Consider the following 19,183-nt stretch of genomic DNA (forward strand, 5'->3'; position numbering starts at 1 on the left):
GGGCCCAGTCTCTCAGGTCAGGGAAACCCGACGACCTTCGCCGTACCGACCAGCGTCGTGGCGTCCACGGTGTGCAGTTCGCGGTCGGTGATCAGGTTCATGAACTCGCGTCRCACCCGGTCGACCACGTCGGGCGCCAGGCCGGTGAGCGTTGCGCGTAACCCGCTGCCCAGCACGAAGTTCCAACAGAACTCCTCGGTCGCCGGGATCAGGTTCGACAGTGCGCGCACCTCGACCGCCTCGGTGCCGGCGTCGGTGAGCCACGCGCCCAGCTTGTCGGTGCTGTCGATCCGCTGCGCCGGCTCCATCTTGGTGGTGCGGTCGGGGAGCGGCTCGGGCAGGTGCCGTCCGAGCGCGTCGAGGAACGTCGTCGCGTACTCGCGCAGCGCGGTGTCCTGCCAGGCCGTGACGCCGACGGTGCCCCCGGGACGCACCAGACCGCACAGCCGTGCGAACGCCTGATCCATCTCGGTCAGGAAGAACACCGCGTACGAGCTGAGCAGGGCGTCGTAGCCGACGTCGGGGACGGTGCTCGGCGGCTCCCACGTGGTGGCGTCGGCGCACACGAACTCGATGTTGAGCAGCGCCCGGTCCGACGCCTTCACCCGGCCGCGCTCGAGCATCTCGTCGGAGAGGTCGACCGCGTGGACCAGCCCGGTGGGGCCGACGGCGAGGGCCGCGGGCAGCGCGGAGGCACCGGTGCCGCTACCGACGTCGAGGACCGTGTCACCCGGACTCAGTCGGGCCTGGAACACCAGCGCCTGCCCCGCCGGACCCCACACATCGGGGGCCACCAGGTCGAAGTCGGCGGCGGCCGCGTCGAACGTCGCGGCTATCTCCTCGGCGTGCGTGCCTGCCATACGACCGATGCTAACGAGCTGTGCCAAGCTTCGGGGCATGTCCGACATCGCGCTCAGCCGGTCCCGAGTCGCCGCCATGGTCGACCACACGCTGCTCAAACCGGAGGCGTCCGACGCCGATGTCCGGGCGCTGGTCGCGGAAGCCCGCGAACTGGGCGCGTACGCGGTGTGTGTGTCGCCGTCGATGCTGCCGCTGCGGACCGAGGGGGGTGGACCGGCGGTCGCGACCGTCGTCGGATTCCCTTCCGGTAAGCATCATTCGCTGGTCAAGGGCGCCGAGGCGCGCCTCGCGGTCGAACAGGGTGCCGCGGAGGTCGACATGGTGATCGACATCGGGGCCGCCGTCGCCGGCGAGTACAACGCGGTCCTCGCGGACATCCTCACCGTTCGTGAGGCCATCGGCCCGGGACCCGTGCTGAAGGTGATCATCGAGTCGGCCGCCCTGTCGGACGAGGCGATCGTCGAAAGCTGCCGGGCCGCCCAGTTGGCGGGCGCCGACTTCGTCAAGACGTCCACCGGATTCCACCCCGCGGGCGGTGCGAGCGTCGAGGCGGTGCGCCTGATGGCCGAGACGGTCGGAGGTCGGCTCGGCGTCAAGGCCAGCGGCGGCATCCGCACCGCCGAGGCGGCGCTGGCCATGATCGAGGCCGGCGCCACCCGGCTGGGACTGTCCGGTACCCGCGCCGTGCTCGACGGGCTGCCGGACCAGTCCTGACCGGACGTCAGAGCAGGCTGCAGCCGCTCTGCGCGTTGGGGTCCTGCGGCGGCATCACGTACTGACCGCCCTCGAGGTTCAGGTCGACGGAGTTGTCCGTGACGGTCAGCGACGTGGGGGCCATGCCCAGCGGGTACTGCTGCAGGCTGTCCGTCAGGGTCTGCACGATCCCGTCGACGAGCGCCGTGGGCAGGCCGAGTCCGAGGATCTCCGCGCCTACCGTCTCGACGACGACCCCGCCGTTCTGCACCGACGGGCGCACCGTCAGGTCTGCTAGTCCCGCCGGACCGACGGCGAACTTCAGCGTCCCCGCTGTGGGATCGGAGGTCACCGAGCTGACCAGGTTGCCCAGCGATTGCGACTGCACGGTTGCCAGGATCCCAGCCGTCGACCACGTGACATCGGCGCTGGAACTGCCGATGGTGCCGCTGCTGTCGGGGGAGTCCGTGATCTTGATGTCGTTGGCGCGGGCGTGCACCTCCATCCCCTGAGCGGGGCCGAACGACGAGCCGGAGCTGTCGATCTTCACGTACGGAACGTCCTTGCCCACCATCTGCCACAGCACCGGCTTCCAGCTGAGGCTGACGTTCACGTCGGAGCCCAGCTGGCTTTGGAACTGCGACTCCATGCAACTGGTCGCGCGCTGCCTCAGGAACAGCTCACCGCCGACGAGTGCGACGACCAGCGCTGCGACCACGATCAGCGAGATCATGACCGCCTTGCGCCGCTTGGGCTTCGGGGGCGTGGGCATCTGGGGTGCGTTCACTGGTGCCGACATGAGAAGGATTCTCCCCGAAGACTCTGAACGGTTTCTGTGAATGGGGGATCGGTATGGACACCGGCTCCGCCAAAACTGTGATCCGCTGCATATCCGCGCAGTACTGTTGCTGCATGGCGGGCTGGACAGATCCGCGGCGAGAACCCACCCCTGAGGCGGGTGAGGATCTGCGTCGTCTTGCGCTCCGGCAAGCGGGGTATTTCACGACCGGGCAGGCGCTGCGTCTTGGTTGCACTGCCGAGGATATCGGCGGCCGCCTGGCCGAGGGGTCCTGGTTGCGGATCGAACGGGATCTGTTCCGGCTCGCCTCATTCCCGCGCACCGACCTCGAGGAGTACGCCAAGTGGTGTGCGTGGTTCGAGGGCGCCGCGGTGGTCTCGCATCAGAGCGCCGCAGAACTGCACGGCCTCGGCCACCTGCACCCCAGCTTCGTGCACCTGTCGACGACGGGCTCGGCACCCGCACCCACCCGCCGGCTTGCGCTGCACCGCCGGGAACTGCGACCCGAGGACACTGAACAGACCGGGACGTTCGGCATCACCACCCCGCTGTGCACCGCACTCGACCTCGCGACCGGCGGGATTGCGCAGGACCTGTTCGACGAGGTCGTCAGCGACGGCGTCGCGATCGGCCGCATCGACCCCGAACGCCTGCGCGCCGAATGCGACGGCCGGCCCGAACAGGTCGCCGAGCGGATCGAGCACGCGCTGGGGTCGTGCCGGTAGCGTCGCGGCATCGTGATCGGCGAGTTCCGTTGCGAGTCTGCATAGCTCGCGATCGGTGATGCCGGCGATCGGCGGGTGAACCGTACGCGCTACCGCCCGGGTCGGACGTAGCTCCACGGCACGGTGAGGACGCAGTCCCGCAGGCGGCGGCGCTGGGGTGCGACGGGGACGCCGAGGTCGGCGAGCAGATGCAGTGTCTCCCGCCACCGCACCCGTGGGCCGAACGGCGCCAGCCCGGCGGCGGTCGCCCAGGCGCGGTCGGCGGTGACGAGCAGGTCGTGGATGCGTTCGCCCGGGACGTTGCGGTGGATCAACGCCTTGGGCAGGCGCTCGGCGATGTCGCTGGGCCGGTCCACGCCGAACGGATCCCAGGCGAGCGTCAGCGAGCGCGGGCCGTCGCGGTCGAGCAGCACCCACGCGCAGCGGCGCCCGAGTTCGTCGCACGTGCCGTCCACGATCAGACCGCCGGGCGCGAGACCGGCGCGCAACCGGCCCCACGCCTCGTCGACGGCGTCCTCGGGGTACTGGCGCAGCACGTTGAACGCGCGGATCAGGGTGGGTCGCAGGCCGGCGAGTTCGAAGCCGCCGCGCGCGAAGCTCACGCCGTCGCGGCCCTCGACCACCCGGTCCGGGTCGATCTCGAGCCCCACGACGCGGACGTCGGGGCGCACCGTCCGCAGGCGGGACGCCATCTCGTACGTGGTGACCGGCATCGCGCCGTAGCCGAGGTCGACGATCAGCGGGTCGGGGGCGTCACGCAGCATCCTCGTGACGGCGGGGCTGTGCACGAGCCAGCGGTCGCTTCGGCGCAGCCGATTGATACCTGTGGTGCCGCGGGTGATGACGCCGACGGGTTTACCTTCACGCACGCCGGTTACTGCCGGGCGAGCCAGGTGGCCGTGACTTCGGCTTCCGTGCGGAACAGGTCGACCAGGTTCACCAGCATCAGCTGCTCGAGCTTGCCGCCGACGAACGGGATGAACACCTTCGCCTCCGACGACGTGCGCAGCGTGGACCCGGTGTCGGTGCCGAACAGTTCGATCGTGCCGGTGAGGCTGCCCGGTCCGCCCGGAATGGAGGCCTCGTAGGTGCCGGTCACGGGGTCACCGAACGGGGTGTACCGCTCCTTGCGGGTGATGATCAGGTCCTTCTTCAGCACGGTCTGCGCGATCTCCGGCAGGTCCTTGCGGGGCAGCACGTGGTGCAGCACCAGGTCGATGCCGCCGTCGTGGACCTCGTGTGAGACGAGGTTCCCTGCGTTGTCGGCGTACTTGCGCATCTCTTCCATCCGCGCTTCCCAGTAGTCCGGGTTGCCCAGCGCGGCGTACACCAGCTCGGCAGGGTGGTCGAACCTGGCGGAGTAGTCGATACGACGGGCCATGACCGGCAGATTACCGGCTGGTGCCCGGTCCGTTGGAGAAAGCGGCTACCCGGCCGAGGATGTCCACTGGCCGGTGAAGTCCTCCTCGGCGTCGAGGAGTTCGAGGACCTGACCGGCGATGACCGACTCGATCTTGCCGCCGATCAGCGGCATCTTGACCTCGACCTCACCCTCCATGACCAGCAGCGATCCACTGCCGTCCGCGGTGAGCGTCATGGTGCCGCGCAGCTGCCCGGGAGCGCCCTCGACCTCGGCGGAGAAGGTGCCCACGGCCCGGTCGCCCTGTAGTGCACCCCACGATTCGGTACGCGTGATGATCAGGTCACCGGGACGGATCTTGGTGACGACGGACGGCAGATGTTGGGCGGGGACGGCCTGCGTCATCGCCACGTCGATGGTGCCGTCACCGACGGTGACCTTGTCGAGCTTCGCGCCGGGCCCGCCCACCTGCTGCAGACGGGCATGCCAGTAGCCCTCGTCGGTGAGTGCGGCGTGCACCGTCGCGACGGGTTGGGGGTATTGCGCGGAATGCTCGATGTGTCGGGCCATGGACGGCACGCTACCGTTTCCACGTGTTGGATCCACTCATCCGGGGGCGCCTCGTCGACGCCGGCGCCCAGCTGTCCGAGCAGGTGCCGCTGTCGACCCTGACCACCCTGCGGCTCGGCGGCCCCGCCGCGGTACTGGCCGAATGCCCGTCCACCCGGACCCTCGTCGACGTCGTCCGCGCCCTCGACGACGCGCAGGTGCCGACGCTGATCCTCGGCGGCGGATCCAACCTGGTGATCGCCGACGACGGGTTCGCCGGCGTCGTGGTCCGCGTCGCCGACGCCGGGGTGGAGCTCGGTGACGAGACCGTGCTCGCGCAGGCCGGCGCCGCGTGGGACGACGTCGTCGCCAAGACCGTCGCCGCGGGCCTCGGCGGGCTCGAGTGCCTGTCCGGGATCCCCGGCTCGACCGGGGCGACCCCGGTGCAGAACGTCGGCGCGTACGGCGTCGAGGTGGGCTCGCTGCTGCGACGCGTGCAGCTGCTGGATCGCACCACCGGCGACGTGCACTGGGCGGAGCTGTCCGAGCTGGGCCTCGGGTACCGCACCAGCGTCCTCAAGCACCGCGACGACGCGCTGGTCCTGGCCGTCGAGATGACCGTCCGGCCCGACGGCTCGAGCGCACCGCTCGCGTACCGCGAACTGGCGTCGTCTCTCGGCGCCGAGGAGGGCGAGCGACGGCCCACCGCCGAGGTGCGCGACGTGGTCCTCGGCCTGCGCCGCGGCAAGGGCATGGTGCTCGACGCCGACGACCACGACACGTGGAGCGCCGGGTCGTTCTTCACCAATCCGGTGGTCCCGGACGTGAGCCTGCCCACGATTCTCGACGCGATCCGGGCGAAGGTCGGTGCGGACGTGCGGATCCCGCAGTTCCCCGGGGCGGCCGGCACCAAGCTGACCAAGCTGTCCGCGGGTTGGCTCATCGAGCGTGCCGGGTTCGGCAAGGGCTACCCGGGTGCCGAGTCGCGGGTTCGCCTGTCCACCAAGCACACCCTGGCCCTGACGAACCGCGGGCAGGCCGTCACGGGTGACCTCGTGGACCTGGCCCGAACTGTCCGGGACGGTGTCGAGTCCGCGTTCGGGGTGCGCCTCGAACCGGAGCCCGTCACGGTGGGCGTCGTCATCTGATCGATGTCTGAGTGACGAAAGCCACTACCGTGCGGCGAGTACCGTTGAATCCGTGCATGATCAGGGGATTCGGTCAATTCGGACGCGTTTGCTGGCGGTGGTCGCCGTCCTGCTGGGTGTGACGCTGCTCGCGGGCTGCACCATCGCTACGGGTGGCGCCACGGACAGCAAGGCCGAGGCTGCCCCCGTTGCGGAGGTGGTCCAGACGCCGGCCGCCGGCGCGAAGGGCGTCAACCCCGTCGAACCGGTCTCGATCCGTGTCGACGGCGGCACGCTGCAGGGCGTCGCGCTCACCAATGCCACCGGCAAGGTGGTGCAGGGTGCGCTGAGCCCCGACGGTCAGTCGTTCACCGTGACCGAACCCCTCGGCTACGGCAGCACCTACACGTGGACTGGCACCGCAGTCGGTTCGGACGGTAAATCCGTGCCGGTCGCCGGCTCGTTCACGACCGTGGACCCGGTCACGACGACGTCGGTGCGCACCAACATCGCCGACGGTCAGGTCGTCGGCATCGGGGCCCCGATCATCCTCCAGTTCGACGGACCCATTGCGGACAAGGCCGCCGTCGAGAAGGCACTGAAGGTAACCACGAATCCGCCGACCCCCGGCGCGTGGGCGTGGCTGCCCGACGACCGTGGCGCGCGGGCGCACTGGCGGCCGGCGAACTACTGGGTACCCGGCACGACCGTCAACGTCGATGCCAATCTGTACGGCGTCGACTTCGGTGGGGGCGCCTACGGCGCGGGCGACGTGAGCCTGAACTTCTCCATCGGCCGCAGCCAGATCGTCAAGGCGAACGCCCCGAGCCATCGCATGCAGGTGGTCCGCGACGGTGTCACGATCATGGACATTCCCGTCAGTTACGGCGAGGGCAACGAGGACCGCAACGTCACCCGCAGCGGCGTCCACGTCGTCACCGAGAAGCACGAGGACTTCCTGATGTCCAACCCGCCGTACTACGAGAACGTCCGTGAGCGCTGGGCGGTGCGGATCTCCAACAACGGCGAGTTCATCCACGCGAATCCGGCCACGGTCGGGGTCCAGGGCGCATCGAACGTGACGAACGGGTGCATCAACCTGTCGCTGTCGGACGCCGAGGAGTACTTCGGCACAGCGATGTACGGCGATCCGGTGGAGGTCACCGGCACCCGCATCGACCTCTCGGCCGCGGACGGCGACGTCTACGACTGGGCGATCGACTGGCCGACGTGGCTGTCGATGTCGGCGCTCGCGTGAGTCTCGGGTGAGGCACGGCTGAGTCTCGGCTGGGCCGAACCGTCCTGACCTGTGTTGGCGGCGTGGGAAAGTCGACGGACTTCCGACGCGAGGAGATCCGCCGTGAGAATGCGCAGGATTCGGACGTTGACGGCGATGTGCGTGCTGGCACTCGCAGCGGTTCTGGCGGTGGGAGTGTCGCCGGCGACCGCCAAGCCCGTGCCGACCGTCGTGCTGGTGCACGGCGCGTTCGCGGACACCACGAGCTGGGATCCCGTCGCCGCCGAACTGCGAGGGCGCGGGTACAACGTCGTGGTGCCGTCGAATCCGCTGCGCGGACCGGCCTACGATTCGGCCGCGATCGAGAAGGCCCTCGCGGACATCCCGGGTCCGGTGCTGTTGGTCGGGCACTCGTACGGCGGTGCCGTCATCACCAACACCCATTCGCCCAACGTGGCCGGAATGGTCTACGTGGCCGGATTCATTCCGGCGCAGGGAGAACCGGCGATGGCGGCGCTCAACCCGCTCACGTTCCCCGGTAGCCAACTGGTGCCGCCGGTGCTGCAGGTGAAGGCGGTCGACGACACGACCAATCCCATCGGCAAGAACATCGACGGCTACATCGACCCGAGCCGCTTCCACGAGGCCTTCTGCCAGGATGTCTCCGACGCCACCGCAGCCGACATGATTGCCCACCAGCGGTCCATCGCACTGTCTGCGAACCTCGAGCCGACACAGGACCCGTCGTGGCAGACCCTGCCGACCTGGGCGGTGATCCCCGGCCAGGACCGCGTGATCCCACCCGCGTCCGAGCGATTCATGGCAGACCGCGCGGGTGCACAGATCACCGACATCCCCGGCGCCTCACACGCGGTGCTGGTGTCGCAGCCGGGACAGGTGTCGGACGCGATCGAGTGGGCCGCAGCGACGCTGTGAGCCGGAGCGCCCATTCCTCGGCCGATCCTGCGGATTCCCGCCCGGAACGAGAAGGGGTGGGCGCTCGTGCCGATCGCGTGGAACCGTCTCGGGTGCCGGCGCGTCTATTGTCGGTGGGCGACGTCTTCCGTGGGCGACGCTTGTGCACTCGGGGAGGGGTGACGGGGTGGGATTCGGCGAATCTGCCGGTGGTCGGACAGGGAGTGACTCGAGCTGGCGGTTCACCGGCCTCGAGTTCGAGGTCCTGTGGAGACAGTTGGGGCGGGACCGGCTGCCGTACCCGCTGCGGTTCCGGCCGACCGCGGACGACCGGGACGACCTGGATCGGCAGCGCCGCGCGGCCGCACAGTACTGGGCACCGCGAGTCACCGAGACCCTTCACCACCACCTGACGGTGCTCGCCGAGCCCGACATCCGGCTCGAAGTGGCCGGTTTCGCCGGTGCCGGACTCGCGGTCCGGATACGCATGCAGGCCGGAATTCGCGGCACCGGAGCAACACTGGCGATCCAGCTGCCGGGTGCCGACGCCGACACCGGCGGCGACGTGTTGATCCACGGGGTTCCGCCGATGCAGATCCCCCATGCCGTCGCGGCCGCCCTTCCCGCGGTCCCGGCCGGATCCCGCAGCGCACTGCGCTTCCGTCGCAGCGACCTCGATTCCGCCGGTGGTCCTCTACTCGTATCGGCCGGCGCCACCCGCCTTCGTGACGAGGCGCTGGGGCTGCTGCGGCGCCCCCGCACCGGCATCGGTGAGATCACCGCGTTTGCGGGCGTCGCATACGACGGTCGGCCCACGGCCGACGGAATCGGGCTGCACTGGCTCGACTTCGATGGCGACGGGCGCTACACGATGCGCGAAACCGGTGCCGTCGTCGTCGCACCGGCAGCCACCGTGGATCTGGCGGGGGAGATACAGCGCCTGGTGGAGGCGATCCGCACCCGCGTGCCCGTGCGCTGACGACTTCTCGGCCCGATGGAACCGATTCCCTCACGCCCGCGTCTATAGACAGCGAAGGGGAAGATCGGGAGGGACGCAATGACCGACAACGGTATTCGGGCCGACGCTCGAGACGCCGCGCGCGAGCAGTCGAGGGGTCGCAACGCCGCGCTGCAGGAGCAGATCGATGCTCTGCTCGCTGGGCTGCACGAGCAGACGGAGGCACTCGCGGTAGCGCAGGGGGCTGTCGCGAACACCACTGCCCAGGCGGAATCGCCGGACGGGCTGGTCCGGGTGACAGTCGACTCGTCCGGCGCGGTGGTGGCGGTGGACTTCGATCCGTCGACATTCACGCGAACGACGCCCGCACGGCTCGCCGATGTCGTTGCCGGCACGGCCCGGGCCGCGGTGGCCGAGGTACGCGCACGCATCGCGGAACTGATGGCGCCGGTCGCTGCACTGACCGCGAACCTCCCGGACCTGCCCGACCTGGTGGACGGGGCGCCGAGTATCCGGAACCTGGTCCCGACGGTGGCGACCGAGTTCGGCCCCGGCACCGAGCATCCGAGTACTCCGGCCCAGGACGACGACCTCCACGACTGGCGGGCACCGATCATGAGAGAGGCGCACCGTGGCTGACGAGATGCGGGTGGACCCGCAGCAGTTGCGCGGTGCCGCGCCGCACTTCGACGTCCTCGCCGACCGGCTCACGGATGCGCTGAGCGAGCTCGCCTCGACTCTCGACACGGAGGGCGCGAGCTGGGGAACGGATGCTCCCGGAACGGCATTCGCGTCCATGTACGTTCCGGGCGCCGACGGTGCCCGATCCGCGCTGCGGCACGTCGCGGAGGTGTTCGCGGGCGTCGCGGGCGGATTGCGGGACACCGCAGAGGTGTTCGAGCAGACCGATAGCGGACTCGCCGGCACGCTGGGGGGCGGTCACTGATGGGCATCGAGATCCCCGGTTCGCTGCGAACCGTCGCCTCGGTCGCGGTCGGGCAGGACTGGCCGGAGGCCGACGAGACGTCGCTGCGTCGACTGTCCGACGCGTGGGAGCTCGCCGCCGTCCGCCTCGATCGGGCCGGCGCCGACGGTGCTCGGTCCATCCAGCCGGCGTTGGACGCCCTGACCGGAGACGTGAACGACGCCGTCGCCGGTAGATGGCGCGAGGTCGGGGCCTCGGTCGAGGAACTCGCCGCCGCGTGCCGTCAACTCGCCGACTCGTGCGAGAGCACCGCCGCCGACGTCGAACACGCGAAGCTCTCGATCATCGCCGCATTGGGCCTGCTCGCGGTGGAGATTGCGTCGCTCCTCGCGGCCGCGGCCGGAACGTTCGGTGCGAGCGCGGCGGCCATCCCCGCAGCCGAGATAGCCACCCAGGTAACCGTGCGGATGATCCTGCAGGAACTCATCGGCAAACTCGGCCGCGAGATCGCGGTGGCCGTGCTCCGCGACGGGGGCCTGTCCGCCGGTATCCAGTTGATGCAGATGGCCGAGGGCAACCGGGACCGATTCGACATGGCCGCGCTCGGGAAGGACGTGTACGGAACCGTCGTGTCGACGGCGGTGTCCAGTCCGCTCGGAAGTTCGCAGGTCAACGATCTGCTCGTGGACGGGATCGCGAATGTCGCCGAGCGCAAGCTGGTCTCAGCGGGGCAGGACATGGCGGCCGGCATGATCGGTGCGCATGCCGGGGAGGATGCCAAGGCCGCACTCGGGCAGCAGCCTCCGGCCGAACCGCCCAGCGCCGCAAGCTCGTTGAATATGAACTAGGAGGTCTCGGGTGCAGACGACGCCGAYGGTGGGCGTGGCTCCGGAACTGGTGATCGCGGTGTGCGTCGTCGCCGTGGTCTTCGTGGTGCTCCTCGTCCGAGAGATCCGCAGCTACACCGCGATGCAACGAAAGCATCAACGTCGGCTGTACGGCAAGGACGACGACGGCGGCCCGCAGGAGGAAGCGCCGGCCACACCGTCCTATCGGGAGTGGTGAGCGCGACCGTTCACCAGCGGTTGCGGACCTCCTCGGCGAATCCGAGGAGGTCGGTGACCTCGACCCGGCTGCCGTCGTCGAGCACGACATGCCCGGTGAACCGGCCGAACACCTGGTGCTGAATGGAGCGCAGCACCTTCAGGTCCGTCGACGCCGCCCGGTCGATGATCGGCTCGAACGTCATCTCGAAGCGCCCGTCGTTGCTGCTGAACTTCCAGGGGGCGCCGTCGAAGGTGCCCTCGGGCAGGTGGAACGTCACCCGGTCCAGCTTGTGCGCGACACCGTTCACGAACACCATGTTCTCGCTCGCCGCGGACGTGTCGCCGAACCCGTATCCGATGTTGAAGCCGAACGTGCGGTCGTCGACGACACCCGATGCGGACCCCCAGTACCAGACGTTGTCGTAGGTCCACACCCCACGACCCCAGTCGAACACACCGAAGGTGGTCTCCGGATCGAAGTCGAAAGTCTCTGTACCGACAGTGATCTCGCCACTCGAGGGCATGCAATTGATCTTCTGGTTGTAGTAGAACGCCTTGTAGTCCTTCGGGAACGGCGTCGCGATCACCATGCGGTCCATCGGCGGCTGCGTCAGATGCAGCTCGCCCCGCAGGCCGCGACCACCGTCGAAACCGGGATGGTCGATGCTGAGCACCCGTCCGCCGTCGACGTGACGGAACGCGATCCGCATCTTCCGGCGGTCCACCACGACATCGCCGTCGTCGGCGCTCGCCGGCAGGCCCATCCGGCCCATCGGGAACGGCAGCATGACGTTCTCCGTGCACTCGCATCGGCCGCGGAAGTCGAGCCACGACACGCCCAACAGGCCCATGTAGCTGTTGTCGGCGACCGTCAGCGCCAGCCCGTAATCGGGGGTGAGGACGCAGTAGTAGTCCCACTCCTTGATCCGCCACGACGGCGCCGCGACGGCATCGCGGTCGTAGCGACGGGCCTCGGCGCTCGCCCACCCCGCCTCGGCGAGGCGCCCGCGCGCGTCGAGAAGCGGACCCGGCCGCAATCGGTGCTGCATGCCGCGAGGCTACCGGGACTAGCCGGTGGTGCGGTGGAAACGACCGGGTTCGGCCTGATCGCGCGGCTTGACGATGATCTGGTCCAGGTTCACGTGCGGCGGACGGGACGCGACGAATCCGATGATCTCGGCGATGTCCTCCGCCACCAGCGGGGTGATGCCCTCGTACACCTTCGCCGCGCGCTCGGCGTCGCCGTCGAATCGCACCAGCGAGAACTCGGTCTCCACCGCGCCCGGCGCGATCTCCGTCAGCCGCACCGGCTTGCCCAGCAACTCGCCGCGCAGGGTGCGGTGCAGGACCGCCTGCGCGTGCTTGGCCGAGGTGTAGCCCGAACCGTTGTCGTAGGCGGAGAACGCGGCCACCGACGTGATCGTGACGATCAGGCCGTCGCCCGAGTCGATCAGCTTGGGCAGCAGCGCTTTCGTGACGCGCAGCGTCCCGAGGACGTTGGTCTCCCACATCCAGCGCCAGTCGTCGAGGTCCGCCTCGAGGACCGGCGCGAGGCCCTTCGCGCCGCCGGCGTTGTTGACGAGCAGGTCGACACGGGGGAGCACCGCGCAGAATGCGTCCACCGAGTCCTCGTCGGTGACGTCCAACTCGAGTGCGGTGCCGCCGATCTCGGCGGCGATGGCCTCGAGCCGGTCCAGCCGGCGGGCGCCGAGGACGACGTGAAATCCCTGCTCGGCGAGGGTGCGGGCGGTGGCTTCCCCGATGCCGGAGCTCGCTCCGGTGACGACGGCGACGCGGGTGTCCGGTGACAGGCTCATGGCTCGATCGTAGTGCCGACACGAACCCGGGGTGGGGGACGGGCTGGGGGTATGCGCGCGCAGATGCTAGCTTGATCGTCATGTCGTCCGGTATCTCCTCCGCACCGCGGGTCACCTACGTGACCGCCGCGCTGGGGTCCCGGCTGCCGCTGGCTCGGGAACTCTGTTGTCCCTGCCGCGCTTCCCTCAGCTGACTCCGCGCTGCCGGCACCCCCGTTCGTGCTGATCGTCCGCCCCACCGGTCGGACCTGATCTCCGTCGCAGCGCGTCACCCGACCGCGTCGACAGCCGTCCCCTCCCGGGGCGGGGCAAGGACAGACTCATGCTCACTGCAGCGCCTCACGCCACCCGAACGAGACCCGTGACCGCTCGCACCACCACGTCGAGAACCCCACGTTCCGGGGCGGCCCGCCCCGCCACTCGACCTCGAATCGTGGCTCCCACCCTCGGGATCGCCGACAGCCCGGCCGCCGCGGTGTTCCGTGTCGCCGCCGGCGGCGGACCCCTGTCACGCGACGAGGCAACGCGTGCAACGGGTTCGAGCATCGCGACCGTCAACCGGCACGTGTCGGCGATGCTGGCGGTGGGACTCCTGCGCGAGCGGCCCGACCTCGCCCCGGCGGGCACCGTCGGCCGCCCCCGCATCCCGTTCGAGGTGGACCACGAGTCCTACCTCACCGTCGGCATCCACATCGGCGCCGTCGTCACCAGCGTGATCGCGTCGGACCTGCGGGGCAGGATTCTCGGCGCAGTCGAGATCCCGACGCCACGTGGGGCGTCGGGGTCGGCGCTGGCCAGCATCACCGGCAGCGCACGCAGTTTCGCGGCCCGCTGGCACCGGCGGCGCCCCCTGTGGGTGGGGGTGGCACTCGGCGGTCGTGTGGACCCGGAGACCGGTGTGGTCGATCATCCCCGCCTCGGCTGGACCGACGCGCGCGTCGGTGACGTGGTCGGGGCCGGGTTCGGACTGCCCGTATCGGTCGCCGCCCACGTCGAGGCGATGGCCGCGTCCGAGTTGCTGCTGACGCCGCAGCGCGCCGACAACACCGAGGTGAGAGGTAGCGGGCTGTACTTCTATGCACGCGAAACTGTCGGTCTGGCACTGACTCTCGATGGGAAGGTGCACACCCCGAGCGCGGGACCCGGGTCGATCGCGCACCTGCCCACCGGCTCGGATGCGCAGTGCGACTGCGGGGCCACCGGGTGCCTCGAGGCCGCCGTCAGTGATCGCGGCGTGCTGCTCGCGGCCCGCCGCGCCGGTGTCCTGCCCGGCGGCGACCCGCTGCCGCCGATCGCCGCGCTGTACCGCGCGGCGCGGGCGGGTTCGGCTCCGGCGCAGGAGATCCTGACCGATCGGGCGCGGACTCTCGGCCGGGCGGTCGCGATGCTGCGTGACCTGTTCAATCCGGACCGGGTGATCCTCGGCGGGCAGGCGTTCACCGACTATCCCGAGGCCGTACCGCAGGTGGCGCAGGCTCTGTCGAGCGCCTCCCGGGTGGGCGGGTCCGACGTGCGGATCACCGGATTCGGCAATCGGGTCCAGGAGCACGCGGCCGGCGTCGTCTCGCTCAGTTCGCTGTACTCGAGTCCTCTGACGGCCATGCGGAAGGCGACCGTGCAGATCTGATCCGGACGGCCCCGACCGGTCAGTAGTACTGCGCCTGCGTGGTTCGCGCCAATCGGCTTCTCATCGCCGCGCCTCCTCGAACCTGCCGACGAACCAGTCGACGTTCTGCATGCCCAGCAGTTCGGTGCTCACCCGCCACGGGTCTGTCAGCACGTCCGACATTCCGCAGACGCTCGGGTCGACCGTGACCTCGGTGCCGCCGGCGCGGTACGCCGCGACGAGCTGCTCGACGTCCGAATAGGGCACCAGGAAGTCGTCGCGGCACGACGTCATCAGCACCGGCGCCTTCGGGGCCTGAAGACCCAACCGGTTCTCGGCGTACGCCCGGGCGAACACCGGATTGTCGGCGGGCCGGCCGTGCGTGTACAGCGCGGACAGCGGCACGAACGGCATGAGCAGGTACGTCTGCTGGCACGTGCGGTTGAAGACGTCGGCGATCTGCCGGCCGAGCGGTGTCAGCTCCTGGTCGAGATCGATCTCGGGGTAGCGGGCCGCGTAGCCCAGCGAGTTCGCGAACACGAAGCCCGCGCCGATGCCGCCGTCGGCCTTGCGTTCGAACGTCGCGCTGTCGACCACCATCGCCTGCAGCACGGTGCCGACGACATTGAGTTCGGGTGCGTACGTCGCCTGCTTCTCGGCCGCGAACCCGGCCGCGACACCACCACCGGCGATGCCGTAGATGCCGACCGGGGTGTCGGGGGAGAGGCCGGCCGTGGGTAGCGCGAGTGCTGCCCGCAGTCCGTCGAGCGTGGCGGCGCCGGAGAACTGTCCGATCGAGAAGCCGTTGGGGGTGGGGTCGCCGTCGTTGGCGGTGTCGCTCATCATCACGGCCCAGCCGTTGCCGAACATCTGCGCGACGGGCCCGAGCGCGGAGAACAACGAGGGGTCGTCCTGGTCACCGCCGGTCCACTGGGTGCTGGGCATGCAGCCGGGGCCGAGGCTGTCGTTGGCCTCGGAGTAGCCGATGAGCTTGCGGTCCTGCGGAGCGGTGCCGTCCTCGGGGATCATCAGCATGCCCGTGCTCACGGCCGCCGACCCATCGAAATCTGTTGTGACGTACATCAGCTGGTAGCCGCGCACGTGTCCCGGCTGCACCCCGTACACCTGGACCGTCGCGGGACGCGCCTTCAGCAACGTGCCCGCGGGTGCGTCGCCGACCGGTGGCGCCTGGTACCAGGGATCGGATACGGGATGGCGGGCCTGCCACTTCTCGAACGGGGCGATCCGGCCGTCGGTGAACGTGCTGACCACGAACGGGCTGAAGACCTCGTCGAGGCCGACCGGGTTCGGTGCGGCCGCCACCGCCGGCGCACCGGCGAGCAGGGCCGCCGCGGCCACTGCAGTCGCGAGCAGCGATGTTCGAAGCTTCTTCAAGATCCCCCCCAGGAGGTAATTCGGTTCGGTTTGCTACTGCTGCGTCGACCCCCGACGCCGCGATTCCGCCTGTGCCCGAGCGATCCCACCGTGCTCGAGGCCTGCCAGGCGTGACTCACCCGACCAGGCACATCGATTGTTGTGACGGACCGTTACGGATAGATTGCCGGCGAGGTGCTCCAACGCGCCCGGGATGTTCCGGCGTTGCGCCGGTAGCGGCACCGGCAGGACGTGCGCGGCGCCCAGCGGTGCGTGCCCCTCGATCTCGACGGACCAGCGACGGTTTCCGCCGCTCAGCCGCCAGGTTTCGTCACCCATCTGCGCCCGGATCGGGGAAGTGAGCGGATTGCCGAGCCACACGAGGGTCCCGTCCGGCAGCAACACGACGACGGCCGTGATCGCGGTGCCCAGCGGTCCCGCATCGACCTGGCCGCCGGCGAACGCGACGCACGCCCGCGGATCGTCGAACGCCTGGGCCTGCCCCCACCACCAGGCCGCCGGGAAACCGCCACGGCCCCAGTTCTTCTCGCAATAGACCTGGGCGCCGTCGAGGTCCCACCGCTCGTCGCCGACCACCGCCCAGCCCTCGGCGCGGCCGCCGAGCAGCCACGGATGCCAGTACTGGTTGAGCGCGGGCACGGTGTGGAACACGCTCGATCCACCCAGACGACGGCGCGGCCACGGGACGGGAGCGGTGATGCGCACGTCGAGTTGCGCGTCGGGTCCGAGGTCGACGCGGAGCCGGTCCGCGGTGCCACGGAACACGTCACCCGCGACGGCACCGAGTCGGTCGGGGTCGGCACGGCCTTCGGGATGGGCCGCGGTGCGCAGGAACCCGCCGGGGTGCGCACCGAATCCGAGCGTGGCCCAGTGCCCGTCGTCGGCGCGGTTGATCCCGGCGAGCGCAATCAGCACCCGTCCCGTCTCGCGTTGCGTGAACCGCCAGAAGTAGCCCTCCATCGCGACGTCGTGCGCGGCCAGAGGGTTTCCGAACGGCAGGTCGGCGCCGGTGCTGCGGTACCGCGCGAGGAGACCGGGCATCCCGCGATGCTAGGTCCGTGTGACCCGTCGGCGCAGGAAGTTGTCGGTATTCGACTGCAGCATCCGACTACAGCGGAAGAGCGGTCTCCGTCAGTCCGGCCGGCGCACCCCGCCTCCGGAACCACTCCTGCCCGAACGCGGCCTGCAGTTGCTCTGCCGGCATCTGCAGGAACGGGCCGAAGTCGCCGATCTGCGTCTGGTGGGCATGCATCGCGGCGCGCTTGGCGTCCAGCGCCGCGGTGACGTCGACAACCGTGGTGATCTCGTCGTCGGACAGGCCGAAGGTGTCGAAGTCGGGCGGGGTCGCTTCCTCGCTCCACTCCGGGTTCGCCGCCATCATGCGCCGGATGTGATCGCGGCTGACCGCGGCCTCATAGACGTGCGGGACGTGCGCGAGCTCGGCCGCGCGCACCCCGACATGGTGGACCTGAACGTGATCGGGGTGCCCGTACCCGCCGTTGGGGTCGTAGATCGTCAACACGTCCGCGGACTCCTCAGCGAGGATCTCCGCGAGCCGCGCCGCTGCGGTGTCGACGTCGACGTTGCAGAAGGCGTCCGGATTCGCGTTCTCCGGCGTGCCCGCCATCCCCGAATCGGCGTAGTGCAGCATCACCACCCGGTGCGCGCCCAGCACACTGGTCGAGGCCTCGAGCTCCCGGCGGCGGCGCTGCGCGAGCGTCTCCCCGTCCGCGAGTAGCCCGTCGGGCACCTCGCCGAGCGCGCCGTCGGTGGCGGTGACCACGACGACTCGGTGGCCGGCGTCCGCCGCCTGCCGCATCACCCCGCCCGTCACGAACACCTCGTCGTCGGGGTGGGCATGGAAACAGACCAGAACGCTCATGCGGAGAATGCTTACACGCTGGTCGCGCTGCGGGGCAAGGGTGCGAAACTCTCCTCGGACAACTGCTTACCGGCCGTCAGGAGACACACCGGCAATGATCGGCACCTACCGGGAGATCTTCTCCGCCCGCGGTTCCGCCGCGTTCTCCGCCGCCGGGTTCGTCGCCCGCCTGCCGATCGCGATGGTGGGCATCGGCATCGTGACGATGCTGTCGCAGCTGCGCGGCGACTACGGGCTCGCCGGCGCGCTGTCCGCGGTGTTCGCGCTCGCGTACGCCGCGATCACCCCGCTCGTGTCCCGTGCCGTCGACCGCTACGGGCAGCGTCGCGTGCTGCCGGCCGCCTCGGCGATCAGCGCGTGCGCCCTGGGCGTGATGCTGCTGTGCGTGCGATTCGAGGCACCCGATTTCGTGCTGTTCCTGCTCGCGATCCCCGCCGGGTGCATGCCGACGATCGGTGCGATGGTCCGCGCCCGCTGGACCGCGCTGTACCGCGGACAGCCGCAGCTGCGCACGGCGTTCGCGTTCGAATCCGTCCTCGACGAGGTGTGTTTCGTCGCCGGCCCGGTGATCTCGGTCGGTCTGTCGGTGGCGCTGTTCCCCGAGGCCGGACCACTGCTGGCGCTGATCCTGCTGGTGATCGGCACCTTCGCCCTGGTCGCGCAGCGCGGCACCGAACCGGCGGTGCGTGACCGCAGCGAGCATGTCGACGGCTCGGTGGTCCGCAACCCGGCGATGTGGGCGCTCGTGGCGGTGATGCTCGGGATGGGCACCATCTTCGGCACCGTCGACGTCGTGAGCATCGCGTTCGCGACCGAGCGCGGCACCCCCGCCGCCGCGACCGTCGCCCTGGCGCTGTTCGCGGGCGCATCCGCAGTCGCCGGCGTGGTGTTCGGGGCGCTGCGTCCGGGTGCGGCGCTGCGCCGCCAACTGGTGTTCGCGACCGCCGCCGTCGCGGTCCTGCTGTGGCCGCTGTTGCTGGTCGATTCGATCCTCACCCTCACCGGGGCGCTCGCGCTCGCCGGCATCAGCGTCGCTCCCACCATGATCGTGGCGACGACACTCGTCGAATCGGTGGTCCCGCACCACAAGCTCACCGAGGGCATCACCTGGACCGTGACCGGACTGGGTGTCGGCGTGGCCGTCGGATCCGCGCTCGCCGGGCAGATGATCGACCATTTCGRCACCCGCGCGGGCTTCGCGGTGGCCGTCGCGTCGGGCGCCGTCGCGTTCGTCGTCGCGCTCGGTGCGTACCTCCTGCGCCGCGCGAAGTGAGCGGTCCCCTTAGGG

The 19,183-nt window shown here is 70.0% G+C and carries 22 protein-coding genes; 12 read left to right on the forward strand and 10 right to left on the reverse strand.

Annotated elements, in window-relative coordinates; all coding sequences use genetic code 11:
• Nucleotides 1-17: 17 nt before the first annotated feature.
• Nucleotides 18-860, reverse strand: a complete 843-nt coding sequence (locus AB4Z09_RS02930; RefSeq protein WP_442239147.1) for a class I SAM-dependent methyltransferase — start codon at nucleotides 858-860, stop codon at nucleotides 18-20.
• Between the two features lie 37 nt (nucleotides 861-897).
• Here AB4Z09_RS02930 and deoC point away from each other — a divergent pair, with 37 nt between their 5' ends.
• Nucleotides 898-1,575: a deoxyribose-phosphate aldolase gene (gene deoC, locus AB4Z09_RS02935; RefSeq protein ID WP_174912667.1), complete on the forward strand. Its 678-nt coding sequence runs from the start codon at nucleotides 898-900 to the stop codon at nucleotides 1,573-1,575.
• A gap of 7 nt (nucleotides 1,576-1,582) precedes the next feature.
• Here the strand turns inward: deoC and AB4Z09_RS02940 are convergent, their stop codons facing one another.
• A complete protein-coding gene (locus AB4Z09_RS02940) occupies nucleotides 1,583-2,326 on the reverse strand; it encodes an LmeA family phospholipid-binding protein (RefSeq protein ID WP_174914946.1) in 744 nt (247 codons plus the stop codon).
• A 140-nt stretch (nucleotides 2,327-2,466) separates the two neighbouring features.
• On the opposite strand from AB4Z09_RS02940, the gene AB4Z09_RS02945 reads away from it, so the two are divergent.
• Nucleotides 2,467-3,078, forward strand: coding sequence for a type IV toxin-antitoxin system AbiEi family antitoxin domain-containing protein (locus AB4Z09_RS02945; protein ID WP_174912665.1), 612 nt, complete (start codon nucleotides 2,467-2,469; stop codon nucleotides 3,076-3,078).
• Nucleotides 3,079-3,167: 89 nt separating this feature from the next.
• Here AB4Z09_RS02945 and AB4Z09_RS02950 read toward each other — a convergent pair whose 3' ends face one another.
• From AB4Z09_RS02950 to AB4Z09_RS02960, 3 genes are read right to left on the reverse strand one after another with little or no spacing between them, the layout of a single operon-like run.
• Nucleotides 3,168-3,947: a class I SAM-dependent methyltransferase gene (locus AB4Z09_RS02950; RefSeq protein ID WP_114718669.1), complete on the reverse strand. Its 780-nt coding sequence runs from the start codon at nucleotides 3,945-3,947 to the stop codon at nucleotides 3,168-3,170.
• Nucleotides 3,948-3,952: 5 nt separating this feature from the next.
• The gene (locus AB4Z09_RS02955; RefSeq protein WP_114718670.1) at nucleotides 3,953-4,459 is read right to left on the reverse strand and encodes a DUF2505 domain-containing protein; all 507 of its coding nucleotides are present in this window, start codon (nucleotides 4,457-4,459) and stop codon (nucleotides 3,953-3,955) included.
• Between the two features lie 45 nt (nucleotides 4,460-4,504).
• The gene (locus AB4Z09_RS02960) at nucleotides 4,505-5,008 is read right to left on the reverse strand and encodes a DUF2505 domain-containing protein (protein WP_114718671.1); all 504 of its coding nucleotides are present in this window, start codon (nucleotides 5,006-5,008) and stop codon (nucleotides 4,505-4,507) included.
• A gap of 23 nt (nucleotides 5,009-5,031) precedes the next feature.
• Here AB4Z09_RS02960 and AB4Z09_RS02965 point away from each other — a divergent pair, with 23 nt between their 5' ends.
• From AB4Z09_RS02965 to AB4Z09_RS03000, 8 genes are all read left to right on the forward strand, one after another.
• Entirely contained in the window at nucleotides 5,032-6,135 is a 1,104-nt protein-coding gene (locus AB4Z09_RS02965; RefSeq protein WP_442239148.1) for a UDP-N-acetylmuramate dehydrogenase, read from the forward strand.
• Between the two features lie 52 nt (nucleotides 6,136-6,187).
• Nucleotides 6,188-7,372 carry a L,D-transpeptidase gene (locus AB4Z09_RS02970; RefSeq protein WP_114718673.1) on the forward strand — a complete coding sequence of 395 codons (1,185 nt, stop codon included), beginning with the start codon at nucleotides 6,188-6,190 and terminating at the stop codon, nucleotides 7,370-7,372.
• Nucleotides 7,373-7,474: 102 nt separating this feature from the next.
• Nucleotides 7,475-8,287: an alpha/beta fold hydrolase gene (locus AB4Z09_RS02975; RefSeq protein WP_442239149.1), complete on the forward strand. Its 813-nt coding sequence runs from the start codon at nucleotides 7,475-7,477 to the stop codon at nucleotides 8,285-8,287.
• A 166-nt stretch (nucleotides 8,288-8,453) separates the two neighbouring features.
• Nucleotides 8,454-9,245, forward strand: a complete 792-nt coding sequence (locus AB4Z09_RS02980; protein WP_442239150.1) for an ESX secretion-associated protein EspG — start codon at nucleotides 8,454-8,456, stop codon at nucleotides 9,243-9,245.
• A gap of 78 nt (nucleotides 9,246-9,323) precedes the next feature.
• Nucleotides 9,324-9,863, forward strand: a complete 540-nt coding sequence (locus AB4Z09_RS02985; RefSeq protein WP_114718676.1) for a YbaB/EbfC family nucleoid-associated protein — start codon at nucleotides 9,324-9,326, stop codon at nucleotides 9,861-9,863.
• Entirely contained in the window at nucleotides 9,856-10,170 is a 315-nt protein-coding gene (locus AB4Z09_RS02990; protein WP_254622629.1) for a WXG100 family type VII secretion target, read from the forward strand. The genes AB4Z09_RS02985 and AB4Z09_RS02990 overlap by 8 nt, the downstream gene beginning before the upstream one ends.
• The gene (locus AB4Z09_RS02995; RefSeq protein ID WP_114718677.1) at nucleotides 10,170-10,997 is read left to right on the forward strand and encodes a WXG100-like domain-containing protein; all 828 of its coding nucleotides are present in this window, start codon (nucleotides 10,170-10,172) and stop codon (nucleotides 10,995-10,997) included. Before AB4Z09_RS02990 ends, AB4Z09_RS02995 begins: the two co-directional genes overlap by 1 nt.
• 10 nt (nucleotides 10,998-11,007) lie before the next feature.
• Nucleotides 11,008-11,214 carry a hypothetical protein gene (locus AB4Z09_RS03000; RefSeq protein ID WP_442239151.1) on the forward strand — a complete coding sequence of 69 codons (207 nt, stop codon included), beginning with the start codon at nucleotides 11,008-11,010 and terminating at the stop codon, nucleotides 11,212-11,214.
• Between the two features lie 10 nt (nucleotides 11,215-11,224).
• Here AB4Z09_RS03000 and AB4Z09_RS03005 read toward each other — a convergent pair whose 3' ends face one another.
• Together AB4Z09_RS03005 and AB4Z09_RS03010 are read right to left on the reverse strand one after the other, a co-directional pair.
• The gene (locus tag AB4Z09_RS03005; protein ID WP_174912652.1) at nucleotides 11,225-12,244 is read right to left on the reverse strand and encodes a DUF2804 domain-containing protein; all 1,020 of its coding nucleotides are present in this window, start codon (nucleotides 12,242-12,244) and stop codon (nucleotides 11,225-11,227) included.
• An 18-nt stretch (nucleotides 12,245-12,262) separates the two neighbouring features.
• The gene (locus AB4Z09_RS03010) at nucleotides 12,263-13,012 is read right to left on the reverse strand and encodes an SDR family NAD(P)-dependent oxidoreductase (protein WP_114718680.1); all 750 of its coding nucleotides are present in this window, start codon (nucleotides 13,010-13,012) and stop codon (nucleotides 12,263-12,265) included.
• Nucleotides 13,013-13,334: 322 nt separating this feature from the next.
• On the opposite strand from AB4Z09_RS03010, the gene AB4Z09_RS03015 reads away from it, so the two are divergent.
• Nucleotides 13,335-14,639 carry an ROK family protein gene (locus AB4Z09_RS03015; RefSeq protein ID WP_174912649.1) on the forward strand — a complete coding sequence of 435 codons (1,305 nt, stop codon included), beginning with the start codon at nucleotides 13,335-13,337 and terminating at the stop codon, nucleotides 14,637-14,639.
• Between the two features lie 60 nt (nucleotides 14,640-14,699).
• Here the strand turns inward: AB4Z09_RS03015 and AB4Z09_RS03020 are convergent, their stop codons facing one another.
• The 3 genes from AB4Z09_RS03020 to AB4Z09_RS03030 form a co-directional block, all read right to left on the reverse strand.
• Entirely contained in the window at nucleotides 14,700-16,013 is a 1,314-nt protein-coding gene (locus AB4Z09_RS03020; protein WP_174912647.1) for a lipase family protein, read from the reverse strand.
• A 33-nt stretch (nucleotides 16,014-16,046) separates the two neighbouring features.
• Complete coding sequence (locus AB4Z09_RS03025) at nucleotides 16,047-17,054, reverse strand: tocopherol cyclase family protein (RefSeq protein ID WP_114718683.1); 1,008 nt, start codon at nucleotides 17,052-17,054, stop codon at nucleotides 16,047-16,049.
• Nucleotides 17,055-17,121: 67 nt separating this feature from the next.
• Complete coding sequence (locus tag AB4Z09_RS03030) at nucleotides 17,122-17,895, reverse strand: PIG-L family deacetylase (protein ID WP_114718684.1); 774 nt, start codon at nucleotides 17,893-17,895, stop codon at nucleotides 17,122-17,124.
• Nucleotides 17,896-17,989: 94 nt separating this feature from the next.
• Between AB4Z09_RS03030 and AB4Z09_RS03035 the strand changes: the two genes are divergently transcribed.
• Complete coding sequence (locus AB4Z09_RS03035) at nucleotides 17,990-19,168, forward strand: MFS transporter (RefSeq protein WP_442239152.1); 1,179 nt, start codon at nucleotides 17,990-17,992, stop codon at nucleotides 19,166-19,168.
• Nucleotides 19,169-19,183: the final 15 nt, after the last annotated feature.

It is taken from the genome of Rhodococcus sp. TAF43 (assembly GCF_052113525.1).
GTDB lineage: Bacteria > Actinomycetota > Actinomycetes > Mycobacteriales > Mycobacteriaceae > Prescottella.